9 protein-coding genes and 2 pseudogenes are annotated in these 18,964 nt (G+C 39.2%); 7 read left to right on the top strand and 4 right to left on the bottom strand.

Annotated elements, in window-relative coordinates; all coding sequences use genetic code 11:
• Position 1 precedes the first annotated feature (1 nt).
• The 4 genes from F975_RS01200 (at position 2) to F975_RS01185 (ending at position 4,363) form a co-directional block, all read left to right on the top strand.
• Positions 2–1,996 (top strand): acetyl/propionyl/methylcrotonyl-CoA carboxylase subunit alpha, encoded by a 1,995-nt coding sequence (locus F975_RS01200; RefSeq protein WP_004749601.1) that lies wholly within the window; start codon positions 2–4, stop codon positions 1,994–1,996.
• Positions 1,993–2,895, top strand: a complete 903-nt coding sequence (locus tag F975_RS01195) for a hydroxymethylglutaryl-CoA lyase (protein ID WP_004749600.1) — start codon at positions 1,993–1,995, stop codon at positions 2,893–2,895. The genes F975_RS01200 and F975_RS01195 overlap by 4 nt, the downstream gene beginning before the upstream one ends.
• An 86-nt stretch (positions 2,896–2,981) precedes the next feature.
• Complete coding sequence (locus tag F975_RS01190) at positions 2,982–3,689, top strand: CoA transferase subunit A (protein ID WP_004749599.1); 708 nt, start codon at positions 2,982–2,984, stop codon at positions 3,687–3,689.
• A gap of 2 nt (positions 3,690–3,691) precedes the next feature.
• Entirely contained in the window at positions 3,692–4,363 is a 672-nt protein-coding gene (locus tag F975_RS01185) for a CoA transferase subunit B (protein WP_004749598.1), read from the top strand.
• 994 nt (positions 4,364–5,357) lie between these two features.
• Here the strand turns inward: F975_RS01185 and F975_RS01180 are convergent.
• From F975_RS01180 to F975_RS01175, 3 genes and pseudogenes are all read right to left on the bottom strand, one after another.
• Positions 5,358–5,798: a GNAT family N-acetyltransferase gene (locus tag F975_RS01180; RefSeq protein ID WP_004749597.1), complete on the bottom strand. Its 441-nt coding sequence runs from the start codon at positions 5,796–5,798 to the stop codon at positions 5,358–5,360.
• 63 nt (positions 5,799–5,861) lie between these two features.
• Positions 5,862–5,963 (bottom strand): annotated as a pseudogene (locus F975_RS15675) (transcriptional regulator); the annotation flags it as partial.
• A 99-nt stretch (positions 5,964–6,062) separates the two neighbouring features.
• The gene (locus F975_RS01175) at positions 6,063–8,627 is read right to left on the bottom strand and encodes a bifunctional diguanylate cyclase/phosphodiesterase (RefSeq protein ID WP_004749596.1); all 2,565 of its coding nucleotides are present in this window, start codon (positions 8,625–8,627) and stop codon (positions 6,063–6,065) included.
• A 326-nt stretch (positions 8,628–8,953) separates the two neighbouring features.
• On the opposite strand from F975_RS01175, the gene F975_RS01170 reads away from it, so the two are divergent.
• From F975_RS01170 to F975_RS01160, 3 genes and pseudogenes are all read left to right on the top strand, one after another.
• Positions 8,954–12,220 carry a diguanylate cyclase gene (locus tag F975_RS01170; protein ID WP_004749595.1) on the top strand — a complete coding sequence of 1,089 codons (3,267 nt, stop codon included), beginning with the start codon at positions 8,954–8,956 and terminating at the stop codon, positions 12,218–12,220.
• A gap of 331 nt (positions 12,221–12,551) precedes the next feature.
• Positions 12,552–13,154, top strand: coding sequence for a GTP cyclohydrolase II (ribA, locus tag F975_RS01165; protein WP_004749594.1), 603 nt, complete (start codon positions 12,552–12,554; stop codon positions 13,152–13,154).
• A gap of 347 nt (positions 13,155–13,501) precedes the next feature.
• Positions 13,502–14,948: pseudogene (locus tag F975_RS01160) on the top strand (GGDEF domain-containing protein).
• 383 nt (positions 14,949–15,331) lie between these two features.
• On the opposite strand, the gene F975_RS01155 reads toward F975_RS01160, so the two are convergent.
• The gene (locus F975_RS01155; RefSeq protein ID WP_004749589.1) at positions 15,332–18,796 is read right to left on the bottom strand and encodes an MASE3 domain-containing protein; all 3,465 of its coding nucleotides are present in this window, start codon (positions 18,794–18,796) and stop codon (positions 15,332–15,334) included.
• Between the last annotated feature and the right edge of the window lie 168 nt (positions 18,797–18,964).

Below are 18,964 nucleotides of genomic sequence, written 5' to 3'. Positions count from 1 at the left end.
TATGTTTGAGAAAATTTTAATTGCTAACCGTGGTGAAATTGCCTGCCGTGTGATCCGTACCGCGAAAAAACTCGGAATCGCCACAGTGGCTGTTTATTCAGATGCCGATGCACAATCGCAACATGTCAAATTAGCTGATGAAGCTGTACATATTGGGCAGGCTCCTGCAACACAAAGTTATTTACAAATCAATCGAATTATTCAGGCGGCACTAGATACTGGTGCACAGGCCATCCATCCAGGATATGGTTTTTTGTCCGAAAATGACCAGTTTGCCCTTGCTTGCCAGAAAAATAATATCGTGTTTATTGGCCCGCCAGTGGATGCAATTTTGGCAATGGGTTTGAAAGCAACCTCGAAAGCGCTGATGGAAAAAGCTGGTGTACCTTTAACCCCTGGCTACCATGGAAACAATCAAGATGCTGCTTTTCTGAAAGCACAGGCTGACCAGATCGGTTATCCAGTCCTGATCAAAGCCAGTGCCGGCGGTGGTGGTAAAGGTATGCGTCTTGTGGAACGCGCTGAAGATTTTTTGAGCCACCTTTCCTCGTGTAAAAGTGAAGCCAAATCCAGCTTTGGTAATGATGATGTATTAATTGAACGTTATGTGCTACAGCCGCGTCATATTGAAGTACAAGTATTTGGTGATACCCATGGCAACTATGTGCATTTGTTTGAACGTGATTGTTCAGTACAGCGTCGCCACCAGAAAGTGCTGGAAGAAGCACCTGCACCACAAATGCCGTCCAATAAACTAGCCACCATGCGTCAGGCTGCAATTGATGCGGCACGTGCCGTAAATTATGTTGGTGCTGGTACAGTCGAGTTTATTGTAGAGCAAGATGGTACAGCGTATTTTATGGAAATGAATACGCGTTTGCAGGTTGAACATCCAGTCACAGAAATGATCACGGGTGAAGATTTGGTAGAGTGGCAACTGCGCGTTGCCTTTGGAGAACCTTTACCTAAACAGCAACATGAATTGCAGATTCATGGTCATGCAATTGAGGCGCGTGTTTATGCGGAGGAACCAGGAAAGGGGTTCTTGCCTGCTATAGGTAAAATCAGCTATCTACACTATCCTGAACAAAATGCAGCGATTCGTGTTGATAGCGGAATTGTTGAAGGTGATGAAATCACGACCTATTATGACCCGATGATTGCCAAATTAATCGTTTGGGGCAAAAATCGTGAGGCTGCACTGATACAGATGCACCATGCCTTAAGTCAGTTTCATGTAGACGGCTTGGGCAACAACATTGCTTTTCTCGACCGTTTAGTACTCAGTAATTCTTTCAAACAAGCAAAACTAGACACGAACCTTATCCAGCGCGAGCATAATTTCCTATTCAATATAGCGCTAAAGATTGATGCTAAACTTGTGATCTTTGCTGCATTTATTGAACTGTTGACACTATTTAAGAAAAACACACAAACTGTTTCAGCAGTCTGGCAGGCACAGCCACTTTGGCGCTTAAATGTCAGTAGTCAATATCATATCGAATTGAAACATGGTCCTGAGACAATCAAAGTACAGTTTACTGTAGAAGAAGAAGGTTTTACTGCCCAGTACCTGCAACAATCTTACCGAATTTCGGGTAACTTGTTAGATCAAAATACCGTACATGTGCATCTGGATAACCAACAACAAAAATTGGCTTTTAGTCAGCAAGATCAACACTTCACCCTGTTTAAATCAGGTCAAAGTTATCAGTTTGAATATATCGATCCAGATTATGCTCAAGAAGATAGCGGCACAGATGATAGCAACCTGAAAGCCCCTATGCCGGGCGTGATTACCCAAGTGCTATTTACAGCAAATGATGAGGTGAAAAAAGACGACGTGTTAATGACACTGGAGGCGATGAAAATGGAATACTCCATTCGAGCACCAAGTGATGGCATTATCACCTCTGCTTACTTCCAAGTGGGAGACCAAGTCAAAGCTGGAGATGAACTTTTGGAATTCCAGCCTTTTGAGGAGGCTGTAGCATGAGTGAATTTGTCAAAATTGTCGAAGTCGGGCCACGCGATGGCCTGCAAAATGAAAAACAGCCTTTAACGATTGGCCAACGCTGTGACTTAATTCTTGATTTGATGAAAACTGGTCTGCGTTCAATTGAAGTGGGTTCTTGTGTTTCTGCCAAATGGGTACCCCAGATGGCATACAGTGATGAACTATACGCGATGTTACCCCAAAATGCGGATATCAGCTTTAGTCTGCTCACGCCGAATATCAAGGGATTCGAAGCAGCCAAAGCGGTTAATTGTCAGGAAGTTGCTGTGTTTACCGCAGCATCAGAAAGCTTTACCCACAAAAACATCAACTGCTCGATTGCTGAAAGTTTTGACAAGTTTGCCGATATTTTTCAGGCTGCCAAAAGCAGTAATATCCGTGTGCGTGGCTATGTCTCTTGTATGGTTGACTGTCCTTATGAGGGCGCGATTGATCCTCGTCAGGTTGCACAGGTGGTGAAAAAACTCTATGAGATGGGCTGCTATGAAGTCTCTCTCGGAGATACCATTGGCACAGCAACCCCAGATCGGGTGAAAAAAGTCTGGCAGGCTTGTCTGGCGGAGCTTGATGCTTCGGTGTTGGCTGGACATTTTCATAATACCTATGGCATGGCCATCGCCAATATTTATGAATCCTTGCAGCATGGAATCAGGGTGTTTGATTCCTCGATTGCCGGATTGGGAGGCTGTCCTTATGCCAAAGGAGCATCAGGCAATGTTTCTACCGAGGACCTATATTACCTGCTCTCACATATGGGATTTGAAACCGGACTGAATCTGGAGGCCCTGATGCAAGCGAGCCAGAATATTAGTCAGGTGCTACAGCGAGACAATCCATCCCATTATGCCAATGCTTACTGGCAAACTCGCTGCGCTTAAACAATACGGTTTCGTACTCATAGCCGTTATTGATGAGGAAATGCTCAGCACAATGCTGGAACAATAAAATAAGTAGAGAAAACAATATGTCAAATAAAGTATTTCAAAGTGCAGCGGATGCACTCCAAGACATCGTAAATGATGGTCAAACATTTGCAGTGGGTGGTTTTGGCTTATGCGGGATTCCAGAAGCCTTGATTGCTGCCTTAAAAGAAACTGGTGCCAAAGAACTAACCTGTATTTCCAACAATGCTGGTGTCGATGGCTTTGGTTTAGGGCTTTTACTGGAAACCAAACAGATTAAAAAAATGATTTCGTCGTATGTCGGTGAGAATAAAGAGTTTGAACGCCAGTATTTAAGTGGCGAACTTGAGGTTGAACTGACTCCGCAAGGCACACTGGCAGAAAAGCTGCGTGCTGGCGGTGCAGGTATCCCGGCTTTCTTTACTCAGACTGGTGTGGGCACTTTAATTGCAGAAGGTAAAGAAGTGCGTGAATTTGACGGCAAAGAATATATTCTAGAACATTCTTTAACCGCAGATGTGGCGCTTATCAAAGCTTATAAAGCAGATAAAGCCGGTAATCTGGTATTTCGTAAAACAGCACGTAATTTTAACCCGATGTGTGCCATGGCTGGGAAAGTGACTGTGGCAGAAGTCGAGCAACTGGTCGAAATTGGAGAATTGGATCCAGATGAAATCCATTTACCGGGCATTTATGTCAATCGTATTATCGTGAATGCGAATCCTGAAAAACGCATTGAACAAATGACTTTAAAAGCGGAGGTTGTGTAATTATGTCTTGGACTCGTAATGAAATGGCACAACGTGCCGCACAAGAACTACAAGATGGATTCTACGTCAATTTGGGGATTGGCCTACCCACTCTGGTCGCTAACTATATTCCTGCCAACATTAATGTCTGGTTACAGTCAGAAAATGGTTTACTCGGCATAGGTGAGTTTCCTACTGCTAAAACAGTGGATGCCGACTTGATCAATGCGGGTAAACAGACTGTTACTGCGAGTCCAGGTGCTTCATTTTTCTCCAGTGCAGAATCGTTTGCCATGATCCGTGGTGGACATGTCAATATCGCAATTCTGGGTGCAATGGAAGTCTCTGAAACTGGTGATCTGGCGAACTGGATGATTCCGGGTAAAAAGGTTAAAGGTATGGGGGGAGCAATGGATCTGGTGGCTGGCGTACAGAAAGTCGTCGTTTTGATGGAGCACTGCGCCAAGGATGGGACGCCAAAGATCGTCAAGCAATGTAGCCTGCCCCTCACTGGTAAATCTGTGGTTAGCCGAATTATTACCGATCTTGGTGTAATAGATATTACTGCTCAGGGTGTTGAGTTGATCGAACTTGCGGATGGTGTGAGTTTTGAACAGATTCAACAAGTTACTGGTGTGCAATTAATTAATAAATGTCAGACCCATCATGTGCATGCACAAACGGTCTGTGTTTAGTGCCGTCTACACAAAATAGCTGAAAGTTGCCGCAAGTCTTGCCTAACCACATGCCTTGTGGCCCAAAATAAATCGTGGTTTGAATACCCAAAAAATATTGTAAGTTAGCTTAGTTGATCAAAATAAAAATAATCTAATATATTGAGTCAATTAATAAAAACAGTAGGTTAAATTAAAAATAAATGTCTAAAAAATAGATGTTTTTCAACATGATAAAGGTATGTAATCCACAGTTTTCAGCATTTCTGCATAGGCTGATTTTTAAGGAGAAATGTAGTTTTGAACGTAATCCGTAAGTAAAAGCTCATACTTTTGCAAATATGCAGTTTCTTTCTATTACATCCTCAAAATAGGCATTTTCGGAAGTTTGTTACATATTCATTTGTAAATTATGACGCACAAGAAAAGGGAGAAAGGTTCAACAATTGACCACTAAAACAGCAGCATTCACCGAACAAGTTAAAATTAAATTGAATGATGCAGGGTTTGAGCATTTGCAGCAGTCAGATGATGCCAAATCTACTATTTGGGTCGATTAAAATAAGTTACATAGTGTTAGATCAGGAAGGTTTAAAATTACAGCCTACGTATGGCTACAACTCGAACATTACTGCATTTCAAGAACTGCCAAATATTTTTTATTCTGTCAAGATGGCTCATTTATCCAATCGGAATGCCGTTAGTTACCTGATTTCGTGTATGCATAAACTGTTGTATCATGACTAATGGTTGCCCTTTTGGGTGACAAGTTATCAGGATATTTCTCAAGTTGAGGACTATCTCTAATTACAGCCACATTTTGAGCATCTGATGGCGCTTGAATTCATTATGGCTTAGTGACCATATGTGCAATTTTTAAAGTACCATGGATGTAAGTGAACAACTAAATCCTAATAAAGATTTTGCTTATGACACTAATATCATAACCAGAAGTTAAATTTTCTAAGATAGAATACGAATCATGTGAAATGCGGATGTTAAAAACTGCATTTTACTAAGCTATATTTTTTCGATATTGAATAAAACCAGCATTGACCGCTACCTGATCATATAAGATTCTTGCTTGGTAGTTGGTTTCTTGAGTTAACCAATAGACTCGAGAACAATTTTTCTGATGAGCTTCGGCATATACTGCTTCTATCAAAATTTTCCCGCAGCCTTTGGCACGATTATCTGTTTTTACAAATAGGTCTTGAAGATAACAGTAATTCCCTTCTGTCCAAGTACTACGATGAAAAATATAATGTACTAGCCCAATTAACTCTTTATCTGCCTCAAGTACAAAACATCCCATCTCTTCGCATTCATCTAGAAGACGATTAAACGTTAATTGAGAAAGCTCTGATGTTAAATTTACCTTATAAAAGTTCTGATATCCTTCCCAAAGGCTTAGCCAGTTCTTATAGTCTTGTTTTAAAAGTTTTCTTACTTGCATCATCCTATCTCTTTAATTTTATTTAAATTAGTATAATACAGCTTATATGAAAAAGAGCACAATTAGTTTAGGATCTTTCCTGCATCTTACCTTGATCTTTTTACGCCTGATCGCTCCTGCTTCTTTCATCGAAGCAACCAAATCATCAAATAAGTCGTTATCTATGAAATTTTTCTTTCTCTAATTCGCACAGGCTCATGGTTTACTTTAAAAACCTGTTAAGCCTTGACCGAATTTCATCGAATTCGGGTTAAGAGAGCAGCATTACGATGGAGAATAACTTGTTTTTAAATTCTCAAGAGGGCTCGGATGAGCATAATAATACCCTTGTAGCATGTCACAACCATTTTGAGTTAAAAATATAGCCTGATCAGCTGTTTCTACTCCTTCAGCAACAACTTCTAGTCCAAGCTGATGAGCAAGCGTGATAATCGCTTGAACAATAGCGGCATCCTGACTGTTATGGGGAATATGTTTGATAAAACTTCGATCTAGCTTTATTTGGTTGGCAGGAAGGCGTCTTAAATAACTCAAACTAGAATAGCCCGTACCAAAATCGTCGATTGCAACTTGAATTCCTAAAGAGCGGATAGTTTTCAAAATTTCTATCGACCTATCAGCTTCTGCGATGAGCATACTCTCAATGACTTCAATTTTGAGTAAGTTTGCTGGTAAATTGCTGGCTGATAATGCTTTTTGCAGTTCATGCAGAAAACCATTACGACGAAATTGTAAAGGAGAAATGTTCACTGCAACATGTAAGGCAGTATTATTTCGTATGTTCCAGTTAGCAATATCCAAACAGGCCTGCTGAAGTATCCATTGACCAATTGCCACAATTTGCCCCGTTCTTTCGGCAAATGGGATGAAAGTGTCTGGTGACATGAGCCCCTTTTGTGGATGTTCCCAACGGATTAAAGCTTCAACTGCTTTAACTTGTCCTGTTAACGGATCAACGAGAGGTTGATAATAGATTTTAAATTGCTTTTCTTTCAAAGCATCTATCAGGTCATTGCGTAAACTAAGATAATTAATTTGATTTAAATTTTTCTTATCCGCTTCATACCAATGCCATGTATTTCGCCCTCGTCTTTTTGCTTCGTTCATTGCCAATTCAGAATGATGCAATAGATCGTTTGGATGTTGTGTATTGGCTGTATTATCTATAATGCCAATACTGGCAGTAATATAAATTTTCTCTTTTGCAATATAAAATGGCTTTGATAATAAGGAGAGTGTGTTTTCTACAAATTGAATGACATCCTGCTTTTCATTAAATTGTGTCAGCATAACGATAAACTCATCACCCGCAAAACGTGCCAAGAGATCTTTCTCTTGCATGAGGCTTTGCATTCGGATAGACACGGCTTTAATTAATTGATCACCTATGAAATAGCCTAAGCTATCATTTAAAAGCCTAAAATCATCAAGGTCAATGTAGAGAATAAATAAAGGGTGTTGAGTGTTTTTTACATGCTCAAACGATCTTTGTAATTGTGTTTCAAAGTATTGGCGATTGGGTAGATTTGTTAAAGTGTCATGAGTATGCAAATGGGCAATATGTTCTTCCTGTATCCGCTGTTTTGTAACATCTTGTTGAATTCCAACAAAATGAGTGCAATTTCCTAATTCATCCAAAACTGGAGCTAATATTAATTTATTCCAAAAACTACTCCCATCTTTACGATAGTTTTTTAATGTCACTTCTATTTCATGTTTTTCTCTGAGTGCATGTCTAATTTTACGAATAGCCGATGGATCTGTATCTGCACCCTGAAGAAACCGACAATTTTTGCCAAGAACTTCTGCTTCTGTATAGCCCGTTATGTTCAGAAATGCGGGGTTTACATAGACAATCGGCATATCAGCATCAGCATCGGTCATAATTATACCGTTTGGACTCGCTGATACACCTCGTTTTAGCAAGCGCAAATTATTCTCTGTGATATGCCGAGTTGTAACATCTTGAGCAATACAGAATATCCCTGTGACTTGTTTGTCTTGCATAATGGGTAAACAGGTCAGATTGAGCCAGTAAGTTTTGCCATATGCATTTGGGTAGGTCTGTAGTTCAAAATGCTGTGTCTTTCCTTGGAGTGTCTGATTAAAAGCGGACTTTGCAATTGATTGATATTCAGGGTGTATCCAGTGGCTGTAATGTATTCCCCAAATTTTTTCTTCTGAGAAACCAGTAAGTTGCAATGAGGCAAGGTTTACACTAACGAAATTACCTTCGAAATCTAATTCAAAACATCCATCAGGATGATGCTTGAAAAATGAATCATGCTTGTCATTTATAGCCAAACGTCGTTGGCGTTCATTCTGCAAATCAAGTGCTAAAGTGATTAATGCTGCTGCCCGATGAAGTAACCGTATGCTTTCATCAGTTAGTTTTTTAGGTTGATAATAATAAGTTTCAAACGTGCCATATAAAACGCCCTGAGCGTTAATAACAGGGGTTGACCAGCAGGCAGTCATATTTTTTTCTTGAATTAAATTTTGGGCTGAAACCCAGTTTGGGTCTGACTTAAAATTTTCATGAATAACCGAAGTAAGGTGATTAAAATTGATCTTTCCATAAATGGTAACATCTGGACTGATTCTAAAATGCTCTAAAATTTTTTTATCTTGTGTCGTGAAGTAGGTGCCACCATTAATAATGTGTAGGTTCTGCTCTGTTTCTGAAAACAATACGATAGAAACGATCGCATTGGTGATGCGATTTTCAAGCCACTTGATAATCGCATACAAGATCGTTTTTAGTTCGGTATGTAGACCAATCAAATCAAAAATATACTGGGTATCATGATCATTAACTTTACTTGTCATATAGCTCTCCCAAACTTATTTTAGAAATCCATCATTTTTTCTTATATGAAGAGTCACAGCTAATTAAAGTATCAGTATAAAAATGACTTTTAGCAACTTATTGATTGTAGCTTAATCATAACTAAAAAGTCGAACCATGTGAACAGGTGCGATTACAATCAATTTAGTCACTTAATTGTCTGTTTTACATAGGATGTTATGCTAATCAATTAGACCAAATTCTTGATGTTTGTTATGGTTAGTGATGATAATTTGTTAACACGTACTAATTCAACCTCGATTTACTTCATGAATGAAGATTAATCAGACATGAGAGAAACCAGAATATGCATGTGTCATTCAATGAAGTGATTGAATTTGTTGGAAAGGATAAAATTCAGGATTTAATGGATAGCTTTTATCAAGCGATTGGCGTTGCGAATGCTGTTGTTGATATGGCAGGTAATGTTGTTGTTCAGACTGGTCGGCAAGATCTCTGTGCCAAATTATATCATAAAAGTATAAAAACATGCTCTTCTTGTTGTCTGGAAAATGACGATGTACTCGTACAGCAGATGACTAAAAATGAAAAATATACAGTTTATCATTGTGCAAATGGGTTAGTGAAAACAGCCGCTCCAATTTTTGTAAATGGTGAGCATGTGGCTAATATCGTTACTGGCCAATTTTTTACAGAGCTGCCTAATTTAGAAGCATTTCATTCGCAAGCGTTAGAATTAGGTTTTAATCCTGAAGACTATCTCGCATCTATTCAAAAATTGCCAATAATCTCTTTGAAAAGAAGTCAGTCAATCACTGAACTTTATGTGAAATCCATTTCAACTTTGATTACGCATGGTTTGGATAAGTTATCTGAACAAAACCGTCAGCTTGAGCTCAATAAAATTAATGATGAACTAAAACAGCAGCTCAAAAGCAATATGGCAGATTTGGTTCGAATAGAAGCACGTGAAAAAAAGATTATTGATGCTTCACCTGTACCCAAGATGTTGGTCAATAGTCAGGAAAAAATTGTCTATCTGAATCCAGCATTTACTAAAGTCTTTGGTTATTCTGCCGAAGATATCCCTGGTTTAGAGGCCTGGTTTGAAAATGCTTACCTGGATATTCAGTACAAAAGCGCAGTGAGAGACTTCTGGAAGCTCAACTTGCCCTTGTTTTTATATGGTCAAAAGACCCTTTCTAAACTAGAAAGAACGATTCAATGTAAAGATGGCTTTCAGCGAGATGTGCTGGTTGATCTGGCTGTGATTGATCAGTATAAAAATGAAAAAGTCATCATGATTGTATTTAATGACGTGACTGAGATTCACCAAGCCAATGCGATAGTGAAACAAAAAAATCAGTTTTTACAGTCCATTCTTGAAGCGGAACCAGAATGTGTCATGATCATTGATCATGATCATCATCTTGAAGAGATCAATCCTGCAGGTCTAAGCTGTTTTGAGGTTGAGGATATTGCTCAAATTAGAAATGTAGGAGTTCTTAATTTTATTGAAGATAATTTTAAGGAAGATTTTAAAATATTAAGCCAAAAAGTTTATAAAGGACAATCTGGGGTACTCGAATTTTCAATTTTAGGTGCGAAGAAAACTAAGCGTTGGTTAGAATGCCATGCAACACCAGTGAAATTAAATAATAAAAATGAATCAGTTTTCAGCATGTTGGCCGTAAGTCGAGATATAACAGAGCGTAAACATACTGAACTTGAGCTATCTCACAGAAATCATTATTTGTGGCTCAATAATTTGGTTTTGAAGAAGCTAGGTGAAAACCTACCAATGAAAGTTATTCTTGATGAAATGATGACCAGCATTGAAGATTGTCATTTAGGAACCTACAGTTCCGTATTACTTGTCGATAAAAATAATAAATATCTTATTCATGGTGCCGCTCCGAGTTTACCTCGAGATTGGGTAGAGAAAATTTCCAGAGTTCCTATTGGTGAAGGAATAGGATCGTGTGGAACAGCCGCATATCGCGGAGAGCCTGTCATTGTTGATGATATTTCAACCCATCCCTATTGGGCAGCCTTTCGTGAGGATGCCTTGATGAACGGATTACGAGCGTGCTGGTCTCAACCCATTAAAAATGCTGCAGGAAAAGTTTTAGGAACTTTTGCAATTTATTTGCGACATGTAGCTGTACCAACGGCAGCACAGATTTCATTATTAGAAGACTATGCGCAGTTAGCTCAGTTGGTGATAGAGCGGTCACGATTAACTGAAGCCCTGTTAGAAACACAGCATTTGTATCAATTAATTGCTCATAACAGTACCGATGTGATCTGGGTACTAGAGCTGCCTAGCCTACGGTTCAGTTATGTCAGCCCATCAGTCAAATATTTACGGGGATGGGAAGCTGAAGAAGTCATGGAGCATTCAATATATCGAACATTCACTCCAAATATGCTTGCAGCTATGCAAGAAGCTTTAAAAGCACATTTAAAACGCCTCGCAGATGGTGATAAAACCGCCCGAATTGGTTCAATAGAACTCGAAGTATTACATAAGGATGGACATGCTATTCCTGTAGAAACGGCATTCAATATGATATTGAATGATAAAGGTGAGCCGATTCAGATTATCGGCGGTTCAAGAGATATTTCTGAACGTAAAGCTGCAGAAGCTATTATCAGGAATATGGCTTTCTATGATCGTCTGACGAATTTACCTAATCGACGAATGCTTGAAGATCGTTTGCAGCAGCTCATTAGCTCCTGTCAAAGATTACATTCTAGAATGGCGATGCTCTTTATTGACCTTGATAAGTTCAAACCAGTAAATGATCAGTATGGCCATGCGGCTGGTGACTGGCTATTAAAACAAGTTGCACAGCGTATGCTGTCTGTACTCAGGAAAACAGATACCGTGGCCCGAGTGGGTGGAGATGAATTTGTTGTTTTACTTCCAGATGCAAAAATTGCTGAACATGCTTTAAATATTGCAGAAAAAATCCGTCTTGAACTTGAGCAACCTTTTGTCATGAAGACGGGCATTACATTAAACATTTCATCGAGTATCGGTATAGTCATGTACCCTGAAAATGCTGATAACTCACGAGATTTGTTACGATTTGGTGATGAGGCAATGTACTATGCCAAAAAAGGCGGTCGTAATAAAATTGAGCTATTTAAGAATCCAGCTAAGGAAATAATTCCTCATATTGTTGAATTAATTTGGCGTGATGAATTCATATGCGGTCAGTCGGATATTGATGCAGAACATCAGAAAATATTCAAAAAAGCGAGCCAGCTTCTGCAATTATCTGCACAGTCTGATAAGAGACAAACAGAAGCGATGGATGCACTTGATCAGTTATTAGATGACGTGGCTCATCATTTTGCACATGAAGAAATTATTTTAGCGCAATTTGACTATAAAGAGTTACAGCATCATGTTGAGCAACATGCACATTTATTAGAACAAGCACAGCTTCTCAAAGAACAAGCCGAACACGGTGAAATTTCATTAGAAGGCTTAGTTGAATATGTGATTTCAGATGTAATCGTTGGGCACTTACGCCTAATGGGAGCTGATAAAAAATTCTTTCCCCTATTTTCCAAAACAAAGATTAATACTTTGGATGTTTAATATACATTCTTTAACTTGATAAGGTGTGTGATTTATAGAGATTGCTAGATTGAAATGACCTCTATAAATCATATGTTTCGCCTGATCTGGATATTTCTGGAAATGTTGTCAAAGTTATTTAGGGTTTCACATAAAATTCACTCATCAACAACTATTATCAAAATCGAAATTTCATCTTTTAAAGAAATGCTTAAATTATTCTGAGTCATATGAAATATGGTAATACTTACTAGATTTTAATCTAATTGCATTATGTAATTGATATTAAATATCTTTTATTTTTTGCAAATAGTATTTTTTACTGGCATTTAAAATATCATTGGATAAATCAGTGGCTATCAAATTCATTTCTAAATCTAAATTACCTACTGCTTTTGGCAATTTTGAAATTATAGCATTTCAGGATCAAAGCACTGGTGAAGAACATGTTGCTCTTGCTAAAGGGCTAGAGACTACTCCGACAAGACCTGTTTTGGTCAGAATGCATTCTGAATGTTTAACTGGCGATGCTTTTGGTTCATTAAAGTGTGACTGTGGTCCACAATTACATTCAGCAATGAAAATGATTAATGATGAAGGGCAAGGTGTAATTTTATATTTACGTCAAGAAGGCCGTGGAATAGGACTAACCAATAAAATTCGTGCATATGCGCTTCAAGATCAAGGGCACGATACTCTTGATGCAAACTTGTTATTAAACTTACCTGCTGATGCTCGTCAGTATGACATGTGCGCTGTTATGCTAGATTATCTACAAGTTAAAGAGGCAAGGCTAATTACGAATAACCAACTTAAAATCAATGCATTGGAAGATTTAGATATCAATGTAGTTGAGCGCGTTCCTTTAACTGTAGGTTTAAATATTTTTAATAAAGGTTACTTAGAAACAAAGCAAAAACGTATGTCGCACATGTATGAAAAGAATGATTTTTAGGATAGGTTACGGGGGAAATCTAGGCCCTCATGGCATATCGAGCATTCATCATTTCAACTCGACATTAGTGTAAAATCCATAACGACTTGGACACCTATTCTCATCCCAAAAGTTAGACACTTTAATAAACTCACTCATAAATGATCATTTTTTCTTATTTTTTGCTTTTTCTATGACATTTTGAACTTTTAATGATCAGTAAAACCTCTTAAAATGCAGGCGGAAATTTTAGCATCATCTGCAATCGCTTGCAGAAAACGGACTTCACACAGCATTGCTGGATGGTTTGAATTTTCTTCATTCCTGTACATTATACAGGCCAGCCAAAGGCTTTAAAGGATATTGCAGTGCCCAAGTCGATTCGCCCATTGAGTCATCATACTGCTTTGCTGCATTTTGCCATTTTTGCGATTGTTATTCTTGCCTTTTGCCTGTTAGGTATTGCCACCCGTCCAGTCGATTTTCTGGCTTCTTTCTGGCCCGCCAATTCGGTGCTACTGGGGTTGCTGATTCGTTTTCCTCATACGCGCCATCTACTTGCATGGCTCGGTGCGATTACGGGCTACATGTTGGCAGACTTGGTCACGGGTTCAGCCTTTATTTTAACCGCAGTACTGACCATGGCTAACCTGATTTATGTGGCCATCGTCTTATGGCTTTACCGTCACTTTACTGAACAAATTCATAAAACCCATTATGGATATTTATATTTATTTCTACTGGTCTTCTGTGCGGTGGGCAGTGCATTAGGGGCACTATTTGCCGTCAGCGTTGTGCCTTTAGTTAACACTACCTTTATGCAGAACCCGTTTATTTATGAATTTAGCGACTGGTTTTCGGCAGAAATGCAAAATGCTATTTTGGTTTTGCCTCTTATAATCAGCTACCCACCACGTAGGATTTTAATCCAAGCATTACTGCGTTTAAAAACACAAGATTTCCCATGGAGTACCTTGCTGCCAGTGATTGCCTTAATCTGTTCTTTACTGATCAGCTATTATGACCAAGGTCCTGGCTCCTTACTGTTTCCGATTGCTGCCTTAATTTGGTGTGCGCTGAGTTATGCACCTTTCCCACTGGCGCTGATTAATACTATTGCTTGTACTGTCATTATTTATCATACCAGCCATCAGCATCTGATTTCGCATAGTGTGGGATATCTATCAAGCATTTTATCCATTCGCATGGGTGCAATCATGATGGCACTTGCACCGCTCACTGTATCCAACATCAATGCGGTACGCAGCAAACTGATTCGGGAATTAAAACACAATGCCAGCCATGATGAACTGACACAAAGTTTTAACCGTCGCCAGTTTTATCAGGCAGTTAAAGATGCCATGAGCACTGCCCAACAAAAGCAACAATCCTTTGCCATTTTAATGCTCGACATTGATCACTTTAAATCGATCAATGATCGTTACGGTCATCAGGCTGGCGACTTTGCCTTACAGATTTGTGCCAATACGATTAAAGAACATTTACGCAAGTCGGATATCTTCGGCAGACTGGGGGGGGGAGGAATTCGCCATCATGCTCAATAATGTCGGTAGGGAATCAGCTTTTAGCGTTGCTGAACGTATTCGTTTTCATCTGGAAAACAAACAGTTCTATGTTGGAGAAGATCAGGAAATTTCTATTCAAATCAGTATAGGCATTAGCTGGAATATGCCGCATAAAACATCAACACTGGAAGAGTTGCTGCATGAAGCCGATCAGGCACTTTACCAAGCCAAATGGACAGGTCGAAATAAGGTTGTTGAGCTTACTGATTTTTATTCAAATAAATGCTGATCATACTAAAAGCATCGAAAAAACAATCAATCACAGTATAGCCAGATGCGAGTATTGACCAGCATCTCAAACTGTCTGCTAAGAAAATTGCAAAAGTAAATATTCTAAAAACGGACATTTTTACTTGAGATAAACCTCATATTTCTCTACTTTTTAGAAACCGTTTAAGGTGTTTGTATTCTCGCTATTTTTTTCACGATTTGTCAGTTTTTAGCAATGTTGTATCAATTATTGCATTCGGAGATTAACTGTGAGTACGTAAAGCTGCTTCTCGGTTATTCATTCCAAATAAGCAGTATCAGCAATGCTCATTTTCTGTTTTTAATATGAATATTTGCATCATTATGCACTTATAAAAGTATAAAAAAAATCACCCAGAAATTTTACTGGGTGAAAATTGGCAGGACGTATCCTTTTTCCTTAATTAAGCGTACTGCTGCATCACAAACGTCTGCATCATAAACCGTTCCACGCCCATGCAAGATTTCTACAAGGGCAGCATCCACACCTAAAGCAGCACGGTATGGACGATGGGTAGACATGGATTCAATCACGTCGGCCACTGCCAGAATACGTGCTTCAAGACGAATCTCATCCCCTTTTAAGCCTTTAGGGTAACCAGAGCCATCCATCCGTTCGTGATGTTGACCAATAATTTCGGCGATCGGGATATTAAAGGGAACATCCTTGAGAATTTCATAACCAGCCTGCGCATGACCTTTCATCATTTCCATTTCTAAATAACTCAAACGTGAAGGTTTGGTTAGAATTTCGGAAGGGATGGAAATTTTACCAATATCATGCACGAGTCCAATTTCCTCCATTTGGAAGCAACGCTTTTCATCCCATCCCATTTCTTTGGCAATCGCACTGGCAATCAGTCCAACACGGTATTCATGACCTGCAGTATAGGGGTCACGCATTTCCATCATGGTTGAGACTGCCCGTAATGTGCCATACATCGTCGCTTCTAGCTGTTTAACCTGCCTAGCAATTTGCTCTTCAGCCTGTTTTTGTTCGGTAATGTCCTGAGCCATCACAATCGCTGCAGGTAAGCCATCATCCCAAATGATGCTACGGGCATGCAAAGCAAATTCTCGTATCTGCCCATTTTTATGTTGCACAGGAACTGTATAGGGAATATTCAGATGAATTGTGACCTGAAATTGATCATTAGTCTGATGAATTCGTTCAATATTTTCTGCTGTAGCATTAGTAAATTCAAGGAAATTATGATCGGTGAGTTCTGTGGAAGACCTACCCAGCATTTCGGCATAACTTGGGTTGACGTAGAGATAGCGATTGTCTCGCAGTACATACATCCCGACCAAGGTTTGTTCCACCATACCACGGAAACGCTGCTCGCTGTCTTTTAATGCCTGCTCAGTTTTTCGGATTATTGTCAGATCGATCCAAGCGAGAATCACATCATTGCCGACAATCTCCAGCGTGCGCTGTGCGATGCGTTGGCTACCATCTTTTGCAATTAAGGTAACTTCAGGAAGCTTTACTTGTTTGCCATTCTTCGCTAACTGCAAGGCTTCTTCCCAACTCTGTTGTATGAGCTGTTTTTGTTCTTCATTGGGTGCTACTTCTTTCAGCCAAACTTCCCGATTTTGAAAATCTTCGAGGTTATATCCTAGCCATTTTTCATAGGCTAGATTGACAGCTAGAATATGTTCATCTTGTATAGAAATAATCTGCATTGGTACAGGAGACTGCAAAAAGACTTGCTGAAAACGGTTCTCCATCTGCTGTGAATAAGTTTCAGCAATTTTACGATGCTGTTCCGCTGAAAACCGTTCTAGTGCAGATGAAATATCTCTAGAGAGGTTTTGCAATAATTGAATCTGTTCTTCATCAAATTCAACCTGACCTGTAGTATACAGTCCAACCATTCCCAAGAAATGGCCTTTAAGCAACAAAGGGGTCAATGCGACCTGGCGCACCTGCTCTTGGTTTAAATATTGTCTCCACATTTTATATTCTGGAGTAAAATATTTATGAGGGGGACTGAGCAGATTATAGGTATAAACATCTACATCTGAACTTGTATTTTTTACTTGCTTCAGCGGAGGATTTTCGTCCTGCTGTAATACTTTATACAAGATTTCTAGCATGTTCTCTGCAATATTATGGTGGAACTGAACTAGCAATGGACTATCAGCTTGATCATCAACTTTAAGTGCAATCAAAATTTTATCAAAACTGCCAAGCTGTAGCAGAACCTGCTGTAATTCTGCAAACATATCATGTTGATTCTGACTATGGGCAATTACCCGATTGGTTTCACTGAGCAAACGATAGAGATAAGTCAAACGTGCTACACGGCCCTGTGATTTTAGTCGGGTATGAACGTCGGTGATTTGACTAGTAATATGGTCAATTAAACGTTGTTCTTCAGGCAGAAAGGCTAGTGTACTCTGTGTCTGATTATACCAGACAGTTAAGGTTCCGAATCGCTTGGTATCATTGGCAAATACTGACTGCAGACATGATGTTTGCAGAGGAGTATCTGCGCCAAAAATACCCCATTCACTGTTAATCTGCAGATAAACCTGTTCTGGAGAGGAAAAGCCAGAAGGAATGATTTCCAATGCTTTATTCAACAATTCAGTCATGCTGATATGGGTATTGTTACAGAGTTGATTGATCTGGTTCAGACAACGTACTTCTGTTACACGTTTCTGAACGCTTTGCAGTAAAAGTTGACGCTCTGTAATGTCTCGTACCACCATGACCCAGACAGGTTTTTTGCCTAGGCGTTCTGTAAAAGGTGCCACATGACACTCTATGGTTTTGTTATTGGGCAGAACTAACTGAGCTAAAAACTCTTTAGGATTTTGATCTAACTGAGAGCAGATTGGACAGTCCATTACTGGTACATTCGGGTCATGCAATAATTCATGCGCTGACAACCCAGTGAGTTGTGCTGCAGATGTACCGTGTGCTCGACCTGCTGCCAAATTTGCCTGCTGAATCGTTTGGCTGGAATTTACAATATAGGTGGGATCTGGAATGGTATCATAGGTGCTAGCCGCCTTTGATAGCATGCTGAAAGGCTCTTTAATCGTCGATTCTACTAGCGCAAGATACATAAACCAGTAAGAATAAACTTTCAGAATATGGCCCAATAGGTTCACATCTGCATATACGGAAACATATTGGGTAAAGGCAAATTCAGAGGCCATCATAGTGAGCATGGAGAGGCAAACGCCAAATGTCAGTTGCACCGATAAGTATTTTCGGCGTTTCCAAACTAAAACTAGAGCAATCGCTAAGATCCCAATAATGAGATATTCGCTATAGATTTTAAAAGGTGTCAGTCCCTGTCCCTCAATAAAAGCTATTGGGAAAAAACCTTGCATCACCGCTGTGACAATCGCAATACTCAACAGACCAAAAAACAAATTGAGTTGGACTGGTTTGATGAGCCGAGTCAACATGAATGGTGATGCAAGCATCGCAAAGGCCTGCAACAGTCGGGCACCAATCCATAGCTGTACTGCCTGATTAGCGCTGCTCACTGGAAAGATATGCATACCTTTGTAAAGTAGGGTATGAAACAAATCAATAAATCCACACCATCCAATGGCGATCGCAATAAAAACTACAAAATAATTTTTAGTAAAATGTCGTGAAACCAAGGTCACAATAAGAGCAGTGAGTGCGATAATAATTGAAATGAGTTCCGCCACTGTATGTGTGAATATGAAACCAAAACTTTTATTGGTCCACCAGATCAGTAAGGCAAAAATCGTCGGAGGAAAAATCATCATATAAGGAGAAATAAACGACTTAAGGTCGAATACATCCAGTGAAAATAAGTCACGAGATGATTTAGGCATAATATCCCTCTGTGAGATTCACATATCATTTTATGTAATTGTATGAGGTCGTTCAAAATTATATGTCAGCCGAACGACTATATTTTAACGGTTTTGTTGCAAAAATATTTAAGTTATTGATTTTAACAAAAAATATTTTAAATTAAAAAATAAATTAAAATATTAAAA

The organism is Acinetobacter brisouisimilis, assembly GCF_000368265.1.
Lineage (GTDB): Bacteria > Pseudomonadota > Gammaproteobacteria > Pseudomonadales > Moraxellaceae > Acinetobacter.
This window is presented reverse-complemented; position numbering and strand designations above follow the sequence as displayed.

Coding starts and splice junctions, on each gene's coding strand:
- F975_RS01180 (WP_004749597.1), bottom strand. CDS start 5,798: ATGCAAGTAAGAAAACTTTTAAAACAAGACTATAAGAACTGGCTAAGC.
- F975_RS01195 (WP_004749600.1), top strand. CDS start 1,993: ATGAGTGAATTTGTCAAAATTGTCGAAGTCGGGCCACGCGATGGCCTG.
- F975_RS01170 (WP_004749595.1), top strand. CDS start 8,954: ATGCATGTGTCATTCAATGAAGTGATTGAATTTGTTGGAAAGGATAAA.
- F975_RS01200 (WP_004749601.1), top strand. CDS start 2: ATGTTTGAGAAAATTTTAATTGCTAACCGTGGTGAAATTGCCTGCCGT.
- F975_RS01175 (WP_004749596.1), bottom strand. CDS start 8,627: ATGACAAGTAAAGTTAATGATCATGATACCCAGTATATTTTTGATTTG.
- F975_RS01185 (WP_004749598.1), top strand. CDS start 3,692: ATGTCTTGGACTCGTAATGAAATGGCACAACGTGCCGCACAAGAACTA.
- F975_RS01155 (WP_004749589.1), bottom strand. CDS start 18,796: ATGCCTAAATCATCTCGTGACTTATTTTCACTGGATGTATTCGACCTT.
- F975_RS01190 (WP_004749599.1), top strand. CDS start 2,982: ATGTCAAATAAAGTATTTCAAAGTGCAGCGGATGCACTCCAAGACATC.